This is a genomic window from Agromyces sp. NPDC058484, assembly GCF_042720415.1.
GTDB lineage: Bacteria > Actinomycetota > Actinomycetes > Actinomycetales > Microbacteriaceae > Agromyces.
Genome location: NZ_JBHXMP010000007.1, coordinates 93,048 through 111,372 on the forward strand (window position 1 = coordinate 93,048; position 18,325 = coordinate 111,372).

At 67.4% G+C, this 18,325-nt stretch carries 15 protein-coding genes and 2 pseudogenes; 11 read left to right on the forward strand and 6 right to left on the reverse strand.

Annotated elements, in window-relative coordinates:
• Nucleotides 1–410 precede the first annotated feature (410 nt).
• The 3 genes from ACFWN7_RS07825 to ACFWN7_RS07835 all read right to left on the reverse strand — a co-directional run bounded on the left by ACFWN7_RS07825 (nt 411) and on the right by ACFWN7_RS07835 (nt 3,656).
• A complete protein-coding gene (locus tag ACFWN7_RS07825) occupies nt 411–1,154 on the reverse strand; it encodes a hypothetical protein (protein ID WP_376938214.1) in 744 nt (247 codons plus the stop codon).
• 264 nt (nt 1,155–1,418) lie between these two features.
• Nucleotides 1,419–2,408, reverse strand: coding sequence for an HNH endonuclease (locus tag ACFWN7_RS07830; RefSeq protein ID WP_376938215.1), 990 nt, complete (start codon nt 2,406–2,408; stop codon nt 1,419–1,421).
• Nucleotides 2,409–2,423: 15 nt separating this feature from the next.
• Nucleotides 2,424–3,656: an exonuclease domain-containing protein gene (locus ACFWN7_RS07835; protein WP_376938216.1), complete on the reverse strand. Its 1,233-nt coding sequence runs from the start codon at nt 3,654–3,656 to the stop codon at nt 2,424–2,426.
• Nucleotides 3,657–3,834: 178 nt separating this feature from the next.
• Between ACFWN7_RS07835 and ACFWN7_RS07840 the strand changes: the two genes are divergently transcribed.
• The 4 genes and pseudogenes from ACFWN7_RS07840 to ACFWN7_RS07855 all read left to right on the forward strand — a co-directional run bounded on the left by ACFWN7_RS07840 (nt 3,835) and on the right by ACFWN7_RS07855 (nt 10,682).
• Entirely contained in the window at nt 3,835–8,700 is a 4,866-nt protein-coding gene (locus ACFWN7_RS07840) for a DEAD/DEAH box helicase (RefSeq protein WP_376938217.1), read from the forward strand.
• Between the two features lie 56 nt (nt 8,701–8,756).
• Nucleotides 8,757–8,902 (forward strand): annotated as a pseudogene (locus tag ACFWN7_RS07845) (type I restriction enzyme endonuclease domain-containing protein); the annotation flags it as partial.
• Between the two features lie 41 nt (nt 8,903–8,943).
• Entirely contained in the window at nt 8,944–9,981 is a 1,038-nt protein-coding gene (locus ACFWN7_RS07850) for a restriction endonuclease (RefSeq protein WP_376938218.1), read from the forward strand.
• 8 nt (nt 9,982–9,989) lie between these two features.
• Nucleotides 9,990–10,682: a hypothetical protein gene (locus ACFWN7_RS07855; RefSeq protein WP_376938220.1), complete on the forward strand. Its 693-nt coding sequence runs from the start codon at nt 9,990–9,992 to the stop codon at nt 10,680–10,682.
• 37 nt (nt 10,683–10,719) lie between these two features.
• On the opposite strand, the gene ACFWN7_RS07860 is transcribed toward ACFWN7_RS07855, so the two are convergent.
• The gene (locus ACFWN7_RS07860; protein ID WP_376938221.1) at nt 10,720–10,947 is read right to left on the reverse strand and encodes a hypothetical protein; all 228 of its coding nucleotides are present in this window, start codon (nt 10,945–10,947) and stop codon (nt 10,720–10,722) included.
• A gap of 174 nt (nt 10,948–11,121) precedes the next feature.
• Between ACFWN7_RS07860 and ACFWN7_RS07865 the strand changes: the two genes are divergently transcribed.
• The 7 genes and pseudogenes from ACFWN7_RS07865 (at nt 11,122) to ACFWN7_RS07895 (ending at nt 15,343) form a co-directional block, all read left to right on the forward strand.
• Complete coding sequence (locus ACFWN7_RS07865; protein ID WP_376938222.1) at nt 11,122–11,385, forward strand: hypothetical protein; 264 nt, start codon at nt 11,122–11,124, stop codon at nt 11,383–11,385.
• On the forward strand, nt 11,382–11,771 hold the full coding sequence (locus ACFWN7_RS07870; RefSeq protein ID WP_376938223.1) for a type II toxin-antitoxin system VapC family toxin: 390 nt from the start codon (nt 11,382–11,384) through the stop codon (nt 11,769–11,771). The genes ACFWN7_RS07865 and ACFWN7_RS07870 overlap by 4 nt, the downstream gene beginning before the upstream one ends.
• An 18-nt stretch (nt 11,772–11,789) precedes the next feature.
• On the forward strand, nt 11,790–12,557 hold the full coding sequence (locus ACFWN7_RS07875; protein WP_376938224.1) for an NADPH-dependent F420 reductase: 768 nt from the start codon (nt 11,790–11,792) through the stop codon (nt 12,555–12,557).
• A 146-nt stretch (nt 12,558–12,703) separates the two neighbouring features.
• Complete coding sequence (locus ACFWN7_RS07880; protein ID WP_376938225.1) at nt 12,704–12,967, forward strand: type II toxin-antitoxin system Phd/YefM family antitoxin; 264 nt, start codon at nt 12,704–12,706, stop codon at nt 12,965–12,967.
• Nucleotides 12,957–13,391: a type II toxin-antitoxin system VapC family toxin gene (locus ACFWN7_RS07885; protein ID WP_376938226.1), complete on the forward strand. Its 435-nt coding sequence runs from the start codon at nt 12,957–12,959 to the stop codon at nt 13,389–13,391. The genes ACFWN7_RS07880 and ACFWN7_RS07885 overlap by 11 nt, the downstream gene beginning before the upstream one ends.
• Nucleotides 13,392–13,549: 158 nt before the next feature.
• Nucleotides 13,550–14,653, forward strand: a pseudogene (locus ACFWN7_RS07890) (DUF222 domain-containing protein); the annotation flags it as partial.
• A gap of 24 nt (nt 14,654–14,677) precedes the next feature.
• Complete coding sequence (locus ACFWN7_RS07895) at nt 14,678–15,343, forward strand: HNH endonuclease signature motif containing protein (protein ID WP_376938271.1); 666 nt, start codon at nt 14,678–14,680, stop codon at nt 15,341–15,343.
• A gap of 646 nt (nt 15,344–15,989) precedes the next feature.
• Here the strand turns inward: ACFWN7_RS07895 and ACFWN7_RS07900 are convergent.
• Nucleotides 15,990–17,429 (reverse strand): plasmid pRiA4b ORF-3 family protein, encoded by a 1,440-nt coding sequence (locus ACFWN7_RS07900; RefSeq protein WP_376938272.1) that lies wholly within the window; start codon nt 17,427–17,429, stop codon nt 15,990–15,992.
• Between the two features lie 62 nt (nt 17,430–17,491).
• Nucleotides 17,492–18,310 (reverse strand): hypothetical protein, encoded by an 819-nt coding sequence (locus tag ACFWN7_RS07905; RefSeq protein ID WP_376938227.1) that lies wholly within the window; start codon nt 18,308–18,310, stop codon nt 17,492–17,494.
• Between the last annotated feature and the right edge of the window lie 15 nt (nt 18,311–18,325).

Here is an 18,325-nt window from a genome sequence, read left to right on the forward strand (position 1 = left end):
CTACTTCGACAGTCATGGTTGGCCATGGCCGAAACACCCCTGTACGGACGCACGATCCAACGGAAGTCGCGCCGCGAAGGACCCGTCCGGGCGCAATTGGAAACCGAGTCGCCCCTACAGCCCGACGGGCGACGCTGGCAATTCTGGTCGTCCGATGACTGTGGCGCAGTTCAAGTGGACGAGGTATGTCGTCCTTGCGGTGCGGCAGAAAAGGCGCTCGAGTGTGCTTCGGCTCGAGTTGGCCGACATGGTTGGCAGCATCGACGATTGGCGTACGACCGAGGTGGTACCGGTGCAACCGGGCGACCACGTCTTCATCGGTGAGGGGTGGTTCTCCTACTACCCGTCAGGTACCACGGAACCGACGTACCTCGGGGCCAAATGGGTGAGACGCGTGAAGAGTCCGTGACTTAGTTGAGGATAGGGACGTTGGACACGACTGCCGGCGTCCGGGGAGTGTCGAACAGCGCGTGGAGCTCGGCCCGGGGGATCAGTGTCTCGCGCTTCTTGAACACCAGATGTCCGGGATCAAGTTGGTCCATGAGTAGCACCAGGAGGCCCTGGACCTGGCAGAGCCGTGCTGTCGAACTCGAGTTCCGCAGCATTTCGAGGCCTGTCTCGATGCCGGCGAACCACTCCCGGAAGGAGCCTCCGGCTCGATAGCGTTCGGTGAATTCGTCGAAGCGGGCAACGGATGGTGCGCGGCGATCGCCGAGGTCCTCCCATCGGAACATCGCAGCTCCGATGGCATGCTGTTCGCCGCTGTAGAGCATGAAGTCTCGGCTCGTGGAGTTTACGCGAAGGGCATCGTTGATCTCGCGGGTGATAAGGGTGATCGTGAGCTGCCCGTCGTTGGGGACATCGCCGAGGGAAAGACGACTCGCGGACGCCTCGGCAGTCGTTTCGCGGAGGAGGACGCTCCTTCGAAGAGCTTCCACCCAGCCGAAGTATTGCGCGAACACGAAGCAGGTGTACTCCGTGATAGCGCGTCGGTCCCACTCACTGCCGTGATCGAGCGCCTCGGCAAGTCCACCGGCCACGAGATTGTGCACGCGGCTCTGGAGTTCCGATGTCGCATACAGGAGCGGCTCGAGAACCGGCGCAACCACGTCCCTGCGTCGTTGTTCCTCGCGTCGTCGTTCGTCATCCGGCACGCAATGCATCTCGCTCCAGCATGAGCCGATGCTCAGATCGCTTCGTGGTAACCCCGACCCACCCCGTGAAGAGTGCAACTAGCAGAGTCGCGATGGTGGCAAGCCACGGGGTCGCTGCTTCTGGATCCATCCGAGTTCTATCTCCATCTGTTTCCACGAGGTCTCTACACGGGTTGTCCACCCGGACTGATCGCTGCCCGCGTTCGGCCGTCGATCACAGTCGCATTGGTCGACCATATCGGCGGAGCGCACCTGCTCCAGGCGCTACGAATACGCGAGTTCGACTTCCAAAGGGCGATGCGCCCAGTGCCAGTCGACAAACGCGGGCCGCGGTAGGCGCCCGCCGTCAGTGAGTTGGAGCGACGACGCCAGTGTTCCCAGGCCGAATGCACGATCCCACGCTGGATCGGATGTCACGGCTCGCTGAACCGCCTCCGAACGGATGATTCGGCCAGACCGATCGACCGCAATGAGGTGGCTCTCGAACGCCGCGTCGTGGGTAGGACAAGCTGCCAGGCCGTTCCTGGTGTCCAGGCGTTCGCTGTTCGTGCTCTCGCTCCAGGGCTTGATGTGCGAGGCGATGAGGAGGCGTGAAGGCGGGATACCGTGCTTCCTCGCGCTCAGGCCGCAGAAAGCGCATGCGTAGTCCGAATTCTCGAGGACCCGCCGCGCGAACTGTTGTTGTCCAACCCGGGCGGTGCCAACCATTGCTCGTTCGGTGAGCGGGTCGAGGTTGGTGCTCGTGTCGTCAGCCCATTCCGCCACGCTCGCTGACAGTTCGTCGTCGTTGATATCGACCGCATCCAAGACCACCTGGAACTGCGCACTCCCAACGCCGAGGAAGTCAGGGACATCAGACTTGCCGAGTCCGATTTCTCGCGCAGCCGCAAGGATCGTGGTGTAGAGCCCGAGGTACGAGTTGTCTCGGCTCGTGAGGTGTACCCAGAGTTCTTTTTCGTAGCGGGCGGAGTGAGGACGGCGGCCGTCGAGATTTGCAAGTTTCGCGGCAAGGCTCTTCGGCGTGCGACGGAACAGGTGGGCGAACAACTGCACGGTGGGAGAGCTGGCGCGAAGGTTCACCGTTCCGCTTCGCGAGGGAGGCGTCACGAGACCAAGGCCGAAGCAAATCAGTGTCTCGATCGGGAGATAGTCGACCTGATTCCGCCCGATAGAAGGCCCCCGTGCCAGCACAGCACGCCACTGGCCGCGTGCGTCCTCAGTGGTCAAATCGAGGTAATCGTTCAGGCGAATCATCTTGGTGATCCCTGCCTACGCCTCGAGAAACTCGCGCAACCACGCTTCGCCGACGATGGGGATCCCGTAGTCGCGCGCCTTGCGGGCTTTGCCCGACAGCGAGTCCGGGTCGGCTGCGGCGAGCAGCGCAACACGCTTCGTGATCGCCGGCTTCGGCACGTAGCCGTTTGCCTCGAGCAGGGCGTGCCAGTGTTCGCGGGAGCGTTCCATCTCGCCGGTGAGCACGATGTGGGCGCCGGACTCGAGCCGTACGTGGGCGCTTGTGACCACGACGGCGGGAGCGACCGGCGCGGGCGGCTGCGTGAGTGCCGCGGCAACGGTCTCGACGGGGAGCGAGAGCACCTTCGCGACCTGTGCGAGGTCGGCGATCTCGTCGGTGGTGAGCACGCCGTCGGCCCATGCCACGCCGACCAGCGAGTCGAAGTAGTCGCGGTGGAGGCGCTCGGCCGTTGCGCGGCCGATGCCGAGGTCGTCGGCGGTGCGAACGAGTTCGCGGGTCTCGTGCTCTGAGAGGTGCCGGTCGAGCAGGCACCGGTCGAGCAGGGCGAGGTAGATCTGGTGCTCGTCGGGCCCGGCGAGTTCGGGCATCCGGTCGCGCAGCCGCGCAAGGAAGTCCTTGGGCTGCGGCTCCGCGAGTGCACCGCGTGGACGCCACACCGAGTCGATCGGCGCCCTGCTCGGGAACGGCGGCCAAACGGCGTCGAGCGCAGAGACAATCGCGCGGTCCCAAGTGTGGCGATCGCCCGAGTCGATGAAGATGCCCAGCAGTTCAGCGGTGGCGACCGCATCGACGAGCGCCCGGTGCGCGCCTTCGAGTCGGATGCCGCAGGCGTCGCAGCAGTCGGCGAGAGACCGCCCGGCTCCGGGAAGGAACTCACGCGCAAGCAGCATCGTGCAGAGGGCTTCGGCGCCCTCGACGCCGTCGTACCCCGCTCGCTCGAGCTCGGCGATCAGGAACCCGATATCGAAGCGGGCGTTGTGTGCCACGATCACTCGGCCGCGAAGCAGTTCGACGAGATGGCCCGCCACCTCGGCGAACGTCGGCGCATCGAGCACGTCGGTCGCGCGGATGCCGTGTACGTGCTGTGCGCCGAGATCGCGGCCGGGGTTGACGAGTGTCTCCCACCTTCCGGTGATTCGACCCTCGGGGTTGACGTGCACCACGCCGATCTCGACGATGCGGTCATGCTTTGCCGGGGAGAACCCCGTGGTCTCGAAGTCGATCACGGCGAACCCCGGCTCGGTCATGCTGCTCCCTCACGCTGTGCTGTTTCAGCTGAAAGCCGATTCTGGCAGCAGCAGCCGACGCTCCAGGGCAGCACCCCCAGCGTCGCGGGCGGAATACCCCCGATCTGGGGCCGTGCTGATCGAGGGCAGCCCCTCCGCTAGATTCGTCATGAATCCGCCTCGTTCAAAGGGAGCACCTGTGCCCGTCGGTATCCGTGACGTCCTCGACCACATTCGCGATTCGGCGATCGACAAGCGCGATCAGGGCACCCGGTTCGAGTGGCTGATGCGCTCGTACCTCACCACCGACCCGACGTACGCCGACACCTACTCCGACGTCTGGATGTGGAGCGACTACCCCGGCCGCAACGGTCGCAAAGACGAAGGCATCGACCTGGTCGCCCGCGACGCGCTCACCGGCGAACTCACCGCGATTCAGTGCAAGTTCTACGACGAGGGCACGTACCTCACGAAGCCGCATCTCGACGGCTTCGTGAGCGCGTCAGCGAAAACCGGCGAGTTCGCCAGCCGCATGTTCATCTCCACAACCGACAAGTGGAACCAGGCCGCCGAGGCCCACGCCGAAGACCTCGGCATTACCCGCATCCGCGTGCAAGACCTCGATCAGAGCCCGATCGACTGGGGTGCACACATCACCATCGAGATCCCCGAGACCGGGCTCTCGCTGAAGGCGAAGAAGCAACCGCGCCCGCACCAGCTCGAGGCGATCGCAGCGGTCGAACAGGGCTTCGCCACCCACGACCGCGGCAAGCTCATCATGGCGTGCGGCACCGGCAAGACCTTCACCAGCCTGAAACTCGCCGAGCGAATCGTGCCGAACGGCGGCACCGCGCTGTTCCTGGTGCCGTCGATCGCGCTGCTCTCGCAGTCGCTCAAGGAGTGGAAGGCCGAGAGCGAGGTGCCGATCCGCGCGTTCGCGGTCTGTTCGGATGTCTCGGTCGGCAAGCGCAAGGCAGGCGCGAAGGGCGCGAAGGGCGGCAACGCAGGCGCGAACCAGAGCGAAGACCTCACCGTCATCGACCTGGCATACCCCGCGACCACGAAGGCCGATCGGCTCGCCGCCCAGTTCGCGAAGATCCCGAAGCACGCCGACGGCATCGTCGTGGTCTTCGCCACGTACCAGTCCATCGGCGTCGCTGCCGACGCACAGGCGTTGGGAGTGCCCGAGTTCGACCTCATCGTCTGCGACGAGGCGCACCGCACCACGGGCGTCACGGTCGCCGGCGACGACGAGTCAGCGTTCGTCAAGGTGCACGATCAGCGCTATCTCGCGGGCCGCAAACGCCTCTATATGACGGCCACTCCGCGCATCTTCTCGGATGCCGCGGCAGCGAAGGCCGACGAAAAGAACGCCGTGCTCGCCGACATGAACGACGAGCCTCTTTACGGCCCCGAGTTCCACCGCCTCGGCTTCGGCGACGCGGTGTCGAAGGGGCTGCTCACCGACTACAAGGTGCTCGTGCTCGCGGTGAACGAAGCGCACGTGTCGGGCCGCTTCCAACGGCTGTTGTCCGACGAGCACAACGAACTACGCCTCGAGGATGCCGCGAAGATCGTCGGCTGTTGGAACGGCCTGTCGAAGCGCTCCTTGCTGCCCGAGGCGTTCGCGCACGACCCCGATCCCATGCGTCGCGCGGTCGCGTTCGCCGCGAACATCAAGGAATCGCAGAAGATCGCCGCGATGTTCGAGCGCGTCGTCGAGGCCGAGATCGAGGCGCTCGAAGACGAGCACGATGCGAGCGACGCTGCCGCCGCGGCATCCGCTCAGTACCTGCGCTGCGAAGTCGAGCATGTCGACGGCACCTTCAACATCCTGCGCCGCAACGAGAAGCTCGACTGGCTAAAGGCGGAGACCGAGCCGGGCACCGCGCGCATCCTCACCAATGCCCGCTGCCTCTCCGAGGGCGTCGACGTGCCCGCGCTCGACGCGGTGATGTTCCTGAACCCCCGTAACTCGCAGGTCGACGTGGTGCAGTCGGTCGGCCGGGTGATGCGCAAGCTCGAGGGCAAGAACTACGGCTACGTCATTCTGCCGATCGGTGTGCCCGCCGAGATGGATGCCGCGACCGCGCTCGACGACAACGAGAAGTACCGCGTGGTGTGGCAGGTGCTGCAGGCGCGGCGCGCCCACGACGAGCGCTTCGATGCCGAGGTGAACAAGCTCGACCTCACCCGCCGCGAGGAGTCGCGCGTGCAGGTCGGTGTGATCGGCAAGGGCGGCACCGGCGACGAGCGCGACCAGAACGGCGACAACACGGGCGACCCCGAGCTCGACATCGACTGGACGCTCACCCTCGAGCGCTACCACGACGCGATCCTCGCGAAGATCGTCGAGAAGGTCGGCACCCGCAAGTACTGGGAGACCTGGGCGAAAGATGTCGCCGGCATTGCGACCGCGCAGATCACCCGCATCCGCACGATGGTGTCGGGGTCGGATGCCGCGCTTCGCGCCCAGTTCCTCGTGTTCGTGAAGGGCCTGCAAGACAACCTCAACCCGGCGATCGGCGAGCGGGACGCGATCGAGATGCTCGCCCAGCACCTGATCACCCGACCGGTGTTCGAGGCCCTGTTCGACAGCTACCGCTTCACCGAGCACAACCCGGTGGCGCAGGTCATGCAGCAGATGCTTGACGCGCTGTCGGGCGCCGACCTCGAGCGTGAGGCCGAGCAGCTCGAGCGCTTCTACGAGTCGGTGCGGGTCCGGGCTAGCGGCATCGAGTCGGCCGAGGCGAAGCAGACGATCGTGAAGGAGCTGTACGAGAAGTTCTTCCGCACGGCGTTCGCGGGCACGAGCGACCGGCTCGGCATCGTGTACACCCCGAACGAGATCGTGGACTTCATCATCCGCTCCGTCGACACGTTGCTGCGGCAGGAGTTCGACTCGTCGCTGTCGAGCGAGGGCGTGCACGTGCTCGACCCGTTCACTGGCACCGGCACGTTCGTGGTGCGGCTGCTACAGTCCGCGCTCATCCGCCCCGAAGACCTCGCCCGCAAGTACGCGAGCGAGCTGCACGCGAACGAGATCGTGCTGCTCGCCTACTACGTCGCGGCGGTGAACATCGAGGAGACCTTCCACGCGCTGGTGGCGGATGCCGCGGGCGGGCCGTCACCCGAATACACCCCGTTCCCCGGCATCGTGCTCACCGATACCTTCCAGATGCGGGAGGATGACGACGAACTCGACGGCGCCGGTGTGTTCCCCGAGAACAACGAGCGGGTGGTCGCGCAGAAGGCCCGCGACATCCGCGTGATCATCGGCAACCCGCCGTACTCGGTGGGCCAGTCGAGCGGCAACGACGACAACCAGAACCTGAAGTACCCCACCCTCGACCGCCGCATCGAGCAGACGTACGCGGCGCGGTCGAGTGCGCAGAACAAGAACAGTCTGTACGACGCGTACATCCGCTCGATCCGGTGGGCGAGCGACCGCATCGGCGACGAGGGTGTGGTCGCGTTCGTCTCGAACGGCGGCTTCATCGACGGCAACACCGCCGACGGGCTGCGGATGTCGCTGGTCGAGGAGTTCTCGTCGCTGTACGTGTTCAACCTGCGGGGCAACCAGCGCACCGCGGGGGAGCAGTCGCGTCGCGAGGGCGGCAAGGTGTTCGGCAGCGGCAGCCGCAACACCGTGGCGATCTCGCTGCTCGTGAAGAACCCGCGCGCCGCCCGGCACGGGCAGCTGTTCTACCGCGACATCGGCGACTACCTCAGCCGAGAGCAGAAGCTCAACCTCCTCGCCGAAGCGGCCGAGGTCGGCGGCGTCGAGTGGACCGAGCTCACCCCGAACGCGCACGGCGACTGGATCAACCAGCGCTCCGACAACTTCGCCGAGTTCACGCTGCTCGCCTCGAAAGACAAGGCGCAGGCGCGCGAGCCGCGGTTCCTGACGACGTTCTCGGCCGGGCTGAAGACCAACCGCGACTACTGGGTCAACAACTTCTCGCGCGACGAACTCGACCGCAACGTGCGGCGCATGGTCGACTTCTATAACTCCGAGGTCGACCGGGCACAGCGTGAGGGCGACGCCTTCACGCGCGACAACGACCCGCGGCGAATCAGCTGGAATCGTGCGGACCAGACGCGCCTCGCACGTCGGAAGAAGCTCTCGTTCGATGCCGAGCGCCGTTTCGTCGGAACCTACCGGCCATTCACGCGCGAGCACGTGTACTTCGACGCGACATTGAACGACATGGTGTACCAGCTCGACCGGCTGTTCCCGACGGCGGAGACGGAGAACTGGGGGTTCTACCTTACGGCGCCCGGCGCGGGGCATCCGTTCTCGCTGCTCGTAGTCGGTGGCATCCCAGACCTTGCATTCTGGGGCTCCGGCAGCGGCCAGTTCTTCCCCCGGTACAGCTTCGAGCCCGTGGCATCCGATGACCTGCTTGCCACGCTCGACGACGACGGCAGCGGGTACCGGCGCCTCGACAACGTGACCGACGAGATCCTCGCCGACTACCGGGCGACCTTCGGCGGCGACGTCACGAAGGACGACATCTTCCACTACCTCTACGGCCTGCTGCATAGCCCCGAGTACCGCGACGCGTACGCGGCCGACCTGAAGAAGATGCTGCCACGCATCCCGAAGGTCGCCGCGTTCCGGGAGTTCACCACGGCGGGCGCCGAACTCGCGGCGCTGCACCGCGACTACGAGCAGGTGGAACCGTATCCGCTCGCGATCGACGCCGCGCCCGGGGCATCCGTTCGCGTCGAGAAGATGCGCTACGCGAAGACCGGCAAGCAGGTCGACAAGACCACCGTCGTGGTGAACCCGCAGGTGACCGTGCGCGGCATCCCCGCCGAGGCGCAGGAGTACCTGCTCGGCTCGCGCAGCGCGCTCGACTGGGTGCTCGAGCGCTACCAGGTGAAGACCGACAAGGCCTCGGGCATCGTGAACGACCCGAACGCGTGGGGCGACGAGCACGGCGAGCCGCGGTACATCCTCGACCTCATCGGCCGCGTCACCGCGGTGAGCGTGCGCACGGTTGAGATCGTGCGTGGGCTGCCCTCGCTCGAGCTCGTCGACAAGGAGGCCGCAGCGTGACCAATCGCCTGTTCTCGACGTATCGCGGTGGTGAGAACGCACCACGTCCGCCCGCCGACGCGAAGTCGAAGCTTCGATCGTCGATCGAGCGGTTACTCGTCCTCAGGGATATCCGCCGGGCAAGCAGCCCGAAGGCCTAGAGCTCGTCATGGACCAGATGGAGTCGATGGCACCGCGATACACGGATGAGTGGCCTCTCTGACACCCGTTGTCGCTACGGTGTCGCTGGAGGGAAGGAACGAGATGACCGTTTGGGTGATACGCGCAGGTCGACATGGTGAGCGCGAGCAATGGTGCCTTGAGAACGGCGCTGCCGGTGGTGGGTGGGACGACGTGGGTGATCTTTCGAGTGCTACCACTCGAGAAGGCGTCCGCACAATGCTCCAAGGCGCGATGCCGAATGCGAGTACCGGGTTGGTTGCCAACCACACGGGCCAACTCTGGGCACTTCGAAATGTCCGGCCGGGTGACATCATCATCCTTCCGCTCAAGTCAAAGAAGGCGATCGCGATCGGCGTCTGCACTAAGGGCTATGAGTATCAGGCAGACGCACCGCTCAAGCACACCGTCTCAGTAGATTGGCGGCGGGATGACGTCCCTCGGTCCGCCATCAAGGACGACCTGTTGTTCACGCTCGGGGCGATCATGACCATCTTCCGAGCAAGCCGAAACAACGCGGCTGAACGGTTCAAGGTAGTCCTCGAGACGGGCGCAGATCCCGGCTCGGTCGGCCCTGCTGCCTTCGCTCGTTCGGTCGGCCCTGCCGATGAAGAACTTGAGTTCGTCGACCCCGTTGCGCCGCCAACACTTGAGACGATCAGAGATCGAATTCGCTCATTCGTGTCCGAGAACTACAAGGGCCACCGATTCACGCAGCTCGTGGCAGAGGTCCTCGCCGCCCACGGGTTCAATTGCGAAGTGTCACCACCCGGGCCCGATCATGGGGTGGACATCCTCGCAGGATCGGGACCACTGGGTCTCGAGAGTCCAAAGCTGATCGTCGAGGTCAAGTCGGAGGCGGGACAGATCGTGGCTCCGGTTGTGCGGGGGCTGCATGGCGCGATTGCTTCTCACGGCTCAGACCAAGGTCTCCTCGTAGCTTGGGGTGGTATTACCAAGGACGCTCGGCGCGAGATGCGCACAGATCGCTTCAAGATCCGGGTCTGGGACGCCGATGAGTTTCTTGATCAATTCTTGTCCGTCTACGAGCAGCTCTCTGAAGACACCCGTCGGGCGATTCCGCTGCAGAAAGCATGGGTTCTCAACGAGGAGCCGGGGTGAACGGGGCCATGAATGACAGCAGTGAACCGTGCGACGCCGGACTGACCCCCGCCGACCTCTCGCGCGAGCTCGATGTGCCGCAGAAGCGGATCCGCGACTACCTGCGGGCGACCTATGGGCTGCTTGACGGCGAGACCACCCGATGGCGACTGACCGAAGATCAAGCCGCCGGCGTTCGAGATCGGTTCGGCGCTGGTGCCGAGTCCAGCGAGGAGCAACCGCTGCACGGGGCATCTGTGCCCGATCTGCTCGGCCAGTATGCCGAAATCCTCGCGGAGCTTCGCGCACGGGGGATCGTGCGAACGTCGAACGCCCCGCTCGGCGACTATGCGGAGTACCTTACCCAGCAGGTCTACGGTGGCGAGCTCGCCGCGAACTCGGTGCGCTCGTACGACCTCATCGACGCTGAGGGCCGCCGGGTGCAGGTAAAGGCGCGCACCTTGGCGCCGACGACCAGTCCGAGTTCGGTGTTCTCGGTTTTCCGATCGTTCGACTTCGACGTTGCGGTGCTGCTCGTCTTCAGCCAGAAGACGTACGAGTTGCACTGGGCGGTCGAGATGGAGCCTGCCACGATCGAGCAGGCCGCACGATGGTCATCGCATGTGAACGGCCGCCTGCTCCGAGTGGCGCTTGCCAGACGGCACGGCATCGACGTGACCGTACGGTTCGACCGGATGCTCGGGGTCGAGGAGGCAGGCTGAGTCCGCCTCCGGTTCGTTGAGGCAGGAAGGCAACCACCTAAGGATCCCGCGACAGCGTGCAGCTCACCCTGTAGGTGCCGTTCGAGATCGTGTCGAACACGGTGACCGCGGTCGTGCGCTTGCGCTCGGGCGGCTCGTTCGGGCTGAGGCCGGCGATCGGGTACGAGGTCACGCCGTGCGCGGCGCCGAGGTCGACGGGGTCTTCGATGACGAAGTCGAGGGTCTGTGTGAAGGCGACAGACCTGGTCGTCCACCCGCGCCGCACCGCCTCGAATGACGGGGCGCGCGCCCTCGAACGCCCTCATCGTGACCGAGTCGCGGCGCCGCCGCTCACGCTGAAGCACCGCATGTGCGCGCTCGACGCTCGGCACGCCGCGTTCGGCGATCGCCGCCGGCAAAGCAGGTGTACCACCGGCCTCGCCGGTGGTACACTTGCCGCATGCCCACACTGCGACCGCGGTTTCAGGTGACTGAGACGTCTGAGGTCGAACGCGCGCTGAAGATCGCCGAGGCGACCTGGCCAGATGCGACTCGCGCCGAGCGGGTCGTGCGACTGCTGCGCGCCGGAGCCGACGCACTCGAGCGCAGTGCCATTGAAGAGCGGGCGCGCCGCATGGCGGCCATCGAGGCGACGGCCGGCATGCTCGAAGAGGCCTACGAGCCCGGCTATCTCGAGCGCCTGCGAGAGGATTGGCGCGAGTGATCGTGCTCGACGCGAGTGTCGTGATTGCACACCTGGCCGGGGCCGACGCTCATCACGAGCGTGCGACGGCCTTCTTCCGTGAGCATTCCGACGTCGAATTCATCGTGCACGCGCTGACACTCACCGAGATCCTCGTCGGGCCGATGCGCATGGGGCGCGGCGACGACGCGATGCGCGCGCTCGCATCGCTCGGCATCGGCGAGTCGGCGCCACCTTCCGGTAGCGCCCCGCGGCTCGCACAGTTGAGGGTCGCCTCGGGGCTGAAACTCCCCGACTGCTGCGTGCTCGACGCGGCGCGCGAGTCGGGGCATCCGCTCGCGACGTTCGATACGCGGCTCGCCGATGCTGCCGCCGCGCTGGGAGTCCCGGTCGTCACTCTTGGCTGAGGCCGCCGTTCTCGCGCGGTGAGCACGGCGCGGCGCGGATGCCGCGGGCGGCGAACGCGCACATGCCCGCTCTGTGGCGCAGGATCCCGTGAAGCGATCGGGAACAACGAACGCCCGCGCACGGTTCGCTTCACCATGACGACCATTGGAATCATCGGAGCAGGAAACATCGGCAGCCAGGTCGCGCGCGCGGCGATCGGGGCGGGATACGAGGTGGTCATCGCCAACTCGCGTGGGCCCGAGACGCTCGCAGACCTCGTTGCGGAGCTCGGTCCGAAGGCGCGCGCCGCAACGGCGACGGATGCCGCGACCGCGGCGGATGTCGCCGTCGTGACGGTGCCCTTCAAGGCCTATGCATCGATTCCCGTCGAACCGCTCGCCGGCAAGATCGTGATCGACACGAACAACTACTACTGGGAGCGCGACGGCCACGTGCCCGCCCTCGACGAGGGCCGCGACACCGTCTCGGGGATGCTGCAGAAGCACCTGCCCACGAGCCGGGTGGCCAAGGGCTTCAACCAGATCAGGTCGGCCGAGATCACGACCGACGGCGCACCCGCAGGGTCGCCCGAGCGACGTGCGCTGGCGACGGCGAGCGACTTCGACGATGCCGCAAAGTTCGTCGCCGACCTCTATGAGCAGATCGGGTTCGACACGGTCAACGCCGGCCCGCTCTCCGAGAGCTGGCGCATCGAGCGCGACCAGCCGGCGTATGTCGTGCCGCAGACCCGCGACGAGCTCGTCGCGAACCTCGCGAGAGCCGAGCGGCAGGTCGCGGCCGCGTAGGCATCGCCGGTTCATTGCGGTGGGCGGTCGCGGCATCCGCTGTGTTCGCGGCATCCGCGGCCGTCACCGAGCCGTCAGGTTGTTGCGTTTCGCTGTCGCGCCGGTCATCAATAGCACACCGTGCTACGTGGTGCTACCATGAGCACATGTCTGGTGAGATCAGCCAGCGCGACCTGCGCATGCGCTCGCGCGAGATCATGGACGCCGTCGAGCGGGGCGAGTCGTTCACGGTGACACGCGACGGGCACGAGATCGGCGAACTCGTTCCACTGCGTCGGCGACGCCGGTTCGTCAGCCGATCGGAGTTCGCGGCCATGTCGCGCACCGCGCCGGCCGTCGACCTCGAGACCTTCCGGGCCGACCAGGATGCCGCGATCGACACGGCGTTCGACGACCCCTATGCCCGCTGAACACCGACGAGGGCTGCTCGACACGAACATCGTGATCCTGCGTCGATGGATCGACCCGGATGATCTTCCTCTCGAAATGGCCATTTGCGCGGTGACGTTGGCCGAACTCTCGGCAGGCGTGCATCTCGTACAGGGTGCCGACAGCGCGGCGGAACGCGCACGACGCATCGACGCGCTGCAACGCGTGGAGCACGAGTTCGATCCGATCCCGTTCGATACGGATGCCGCCCGGGCTTTCGGTCGCATCTCCGCGGCGGTGCAGGCAATCGGGCGCACACCGAGGCGTCGGATCGCCGACCTCATGATCGCTGCGATTGCTGCGTCGCAATCGCTCCCGCTCTACACGACGAACCCGCGCGACTTCGTCGGAATCGATGAACTCGTCGACGTCGTGCCGGTGCCTCGGCCCGAGATCCGGTCGTAGTCGAGGCCGCGGCATCCGTCTATTTCAAGAGGGTCACCGGATGCCGCGGGCGTGCCTGACTTGTCCTCCACAGGCCAGCGCGTGCGAGAGTTATTCACAGGCTGACCGGCCGTTTCTGTGCCCGAACGAATGTCGGTGGGTCCCGCAAGAATGGACCCATGACCGAAACCCGCGACCGGCTCGTCGAGCTTCGCTCGGCGCTGGCCGACGCGTTCGGGTTCGGTGATCCGGCCGCCTGGCATGATGACGAGCTGCTCGCCACCACGGCCGCGATCGAAGCGGTGGGCCGGGTCGTCGACGCGCACCGGGCCGCGGTCGCGGGCGAGATCGCCGAGCGGTCGCGCGTCGAGCTCGGCGATCAGCGGCTCTCGACCCGCAAGGGCTGCAGGTCTGCGGGCGAGTTGGTCGAGCGCGTCACCGAGGCATCCGGGTTCGAAGCTCGGCGACGCATCATGCTCGGCACCGCGACCCGCGCCCGCGCGAGCCTGACCGGCGACGCCTTCGATGCGCCCTTCCCGATGGTTGCGTCGGCACTGGCCGAAGGCGAGCTGGGGGCGGATGCCGCGGGCACGATCGTCCGCGAACTCGATCGCACGCGCGTGGTCGCCGACCCGGCCGCGCTCGCCGCGGCCGAGCAGGCGCTCGTGGCCGAAGCCACCGGGCGCAGCGATGGCAGCACGGTGCGATGCACGGCCGACGAACTCCGCGTGCAGGCCCAGGCGTGGGCGGTCTTCCTCGACCAAGACGGCACAGAACCCGACGACGAACGCGCCATGCGCCGCAGAGGACTCTGACTCGGGCGGGCCCGCGACGGGCTCATCCCGATCACCGGCGACCTGATGCCCGAGGTCGCCGGCAAGCTGAAGCGGCTCTTCGACGCCCACCTGGCGCCGCGCTCGGGCGGCGGGTTCCTCACCGATGCCGAGCGCGCCGACCTGGCCCGGCAGGCCGAGACCCGCACCGCCGACCAGCAGCGCCATGACGTGCTCGCGGCGATCATCGACACCGCTGCGCGCTCGGGCGAGCACCCGACCATCGGGGGCGCCGCACCGACCGTGCTCGTGAGCGTGCGGGAGTCCGACCTCGCCGCAGGGCGGGGCGCTGCGCACGCCGACGGCATCGACGTTCCCGTTTCGCTTCGCGTCGCCCGGCACATGATCTGCACGGGCGGCACCCAGACCGTGATCTTCGACGACCGAGGCCGCATCATCGGCCTCGGCTCACCCGAACGCTGCTTCACCGCGCACCAACGCCGCGCGATCACCCTCCGCGACGGCGGCTGCCTCATCCCCGGCTGCTCGGTGCCGGCGTCGTGGTGCGAGATCCACCACGTCATCCCCGACGCCGACGGCGGACCCACCCACCCCGACAACGGCGTCTTGCTCTGCTGGTTCCACCATCGCACCATCGACACCTCCGGCTGGGGCATCCGGATGTTTCACGGCGTGCCGCACATCCGACCACCGGTCTGGCTCGACCCCGGCCGAACCTGGCGGCCGGCAACCAAATCGCCCACCCGACTCGCCGACCAGCACGACGGTCGAGAACGAACACCGACGCCCGCGCGGGCGCCTGCGCGCACGAAGGAGCCGAACCTGCACGACGCGCAGTCGGAGCAGCCGAGCACTATGTGCAATCAGGGCAGCCGGAGCAGCCCGACACCGCTGCCTGAATCCGGGCGGCAGCATGGTCGACTCGCCGGTACCGCCGCTCCTCGAACCCGATCGGCGTCGGAGGCGGAGGTCCTCCTCCACACCCGACGACGGCCCGCGACGTTTCCACAGTACGCCCGTTGCGTCACCTGGCCGGGTTCATATCCGCGACGATGCATCCATGTCGATCACCTTCCTCGAACCGCGGTGGTACCGTCTGAGCATGCGTGGCAACTTCACGGTGACGGTGGGAAACAAGGGGCGAGTCGTCCTGCCGACGGCCATCCGCGCACGTCGTAACTGGGTCGAAGGCACTACCCTCATCGCGATCGAATCGCCGACCGGTGTGGTGCTCACCTCACGCGAAGACGCCGAGCGCATCATCCGCGCCCAGCTCGAGGGGGCAGACCTGGTCAGAGAACTCCTCGACGAGCGCCGCGCCCCCGCACGCGGCGACCTCGCCTCGTGACGGTGTTCGATGCGTCGGCGCTACTGGCGTACCTCGGGGCCTGCTCCTCAGTTACCCGCTGGTCATCGAGGCGGTCACGATCGACGACGCCGAGCTGGCAGCCGAGATCGGGGATGCCGCGCCCGACCTCTCGCTCGCTGATCGGCTGCGTCTCGCGCTGGCCGAACGGTTGTCGACGTTCGCGCTCACGGCCGACGCCGCGTGGGCGAAGCATCCGAGAACCGAGCTGATTCGCTGAAGCGTCGCCGGTGACCATGCGAGCACGGCGGCACCACGCATCGCGGATGCCGGCGGCAAGGACTCGATCCCTCTCATTGGTCGACAAGCAAGTACTCTTGCATACCGTGCCTTGCAACGATTGCAGACGGCATTCTGCAACTGTTTGAGCCAGGGATTCGCAACGCTCTCACGACGGATCCTGCAGTGCAAGTGCCGTCACGATTCGTGGCGCGTGCGCACTGTGGTGCGCCGCCCGGGTCACCCAACCCCGAGCATCGCGCGCGCGAACGCGCGGCCCTCGTCGGTCGGCCGGCCGTCGTTCCGGCGCTTGCGGCGCAGCACGCCGAGCTGGTCGAGCACGTGCCGCGCATCCCACGTGAGGTCGTGCGCGTCGGATGGCGCGAGGATGCTGCCGTCGCCGGTCGACCAGCCGAGCGCGTCGAGGCCCCACGCGATCGCCACGTCGTAGCCGCGCGACTCCGTGTGCCCTCCGCAGGCGATCTCGATCGCGAGCAGCAGCACGGCATCGCGCGACCCCTGGTGGCGCGGGCGGGTCACGAGCATCGAGGCGAGATGCCGCCAGAGCGCCACCGGATCATCGCGCAGCCGCCTGCCGACGGCGGTCGCGACGAGCCGTCCCTTCAGCACCCGCACGAGCCCGAGGCGCGTGGCCTGCTCGCGCAGCACCAGCATCGGGGCAGTCCTGTCTTCACGATTCGACGCGCCGATCCAGTCGTCGGCCCACCCCAGTTCGACCATCCCCTCGCGCACGACCGCCGGCGGCATCCACCCCGCCTTCGTGAGCGTCAGCCCATCACCGACCCGGCCGAGCAGCCATGAGTACGGGCGCGTCATCCGGCCCGCGGCATCCGCTTCGATCGCGACCGGCGCGAGCGCACCGGTGCGACGCAACCGCAGCCGCAGTTCGCGCCGCAGCGGCTCGGGCAGGCGCTCGAGCACGCCGACGATGGCCGCGTCGGGCGCGACGGATGCCTCGTCGGCGACGACGAGCCCCGACACGTCGCTGCCGAGCTCGAACCGCAGGGCGAGCTCGAGGTCGACGCCCGCGGCGTCGAACTCGTCGGCGTCGACATCGGACTCGGGCCAGGCGATCCACCGCGCCCAGCCGGCCGCATCGGCGTGCTCGGGCGACGTCGGGTCGGCCAGCCGATCGAGCAGCTGGAGGTAGCCGCCCACCCCGCCCGAGTCCTCGAGCGGGCCGCGGCGCTCGCCGCGCACCAGCTCAGCGCGGCGCGCCCACGGCGGCTGCGTCGCATGCGGGTCATCCGCTCGCTCTCGCTCGATGAGCTCGATCGTGTGGTGCCAGCTGTCGCCGAAGTCGTACCAGTAGTACAGCGGGCCGTCGAGGGAATCGAACACGGATGCCACACGTGCGTGCTGCTCGTCGATGAGTGCGTGCTCGACCGCACCGGGGAACGGGTCGTCCGCCTGCTCGGCGAGCTCTTCGGCGGGCATCCAGCGGCGCGATCTGCGCCCGATCCGGGGCAGGTCGCGCCCGCGGGCGTACGGGTCGAGTTCGCCGAACTCGTGCAGATGCGAGTCGCGCCAGCCGAACGCGATCTGGATCACGTCGTGCAGTTCATCGAGGCGCAGGTCGCCGTCGATGTCGACGGTGCGCCAGATCTCGGGGTCGCTGCCGATGAGGCTGATTCGCAGGCGGAAGCGTTCGTCAGGCATGGTCACCGATCGATTCTCGCCTGTTCGCGTGCGGATCGCAGAACGCGATCGTGCCTGCACGTTCAGGCGGGCGGCACCGCGCCGTCGAGCACCCGCTCCAGCCACTGTGCCGCCCTGCGGTCGTACTCCCGAGCCGCGGAGGTCTGGGGCGCCGCCGCATCGCCGGGCCATTCCGCGAGCGCGTGCGCCACTCCGTCGACGTACTCCACCTCGCCGACGCCGAGTTGTTCGAACGCCCGCACCGCCTCGATGATCGGCGGCTCGTCGTCGGCGCCCTCGATGACCAGCAGCCGAGCGCCGCTCGCCGCGAGCTCGGGCGCGCGGGCCACGAAATCCATCCTCGCGGCGACGGCGTCGGCGGCCGCCGACCAGCGATACGGCGCGGGCAGGAACGCCGCCATCGCGTCGATCATGGGGCGCAGTCGCAGCATCGGGTTCATGAGCACGGCGGCGGCGATCCGAGACGAGGCACCGTGGGTGGCCACGACGTCGGCGGCGACGGATGCCCCGGCCGACCCTCCGAGCACCGCCAGCGCCGAGGCATCCGACGCGCCCCGCAGGCCGCGCAGTTCGGTGAGTGCCGCCGGGAACTCGGTGAGCGCCTGCTCGTGCATCGGCCCGTAGAACTCGGTGACCATGTCGATGCCGCTCGCGAGCAGCTCCTCGAAGCCGGAGTGAACGGTGCGGGCGCCGGTGAGAGGCAGGCCGAGGTAGATGACATGGGCGTCGAGTCCGGCGAGCGGGAGCGCCGCGGCCATCGCGGCCGGTGAGCTCGGCGGGTCGAGCAGGTGCCAGCCGACGACGGTGGGTGCCTCGGGGCGGGCGGCCGCGCGGGCGATATAGGGGACTCCGGTGGTGGTGGTGCCGTCGATCCAGGTCATGCGAGCGAGGGTAGC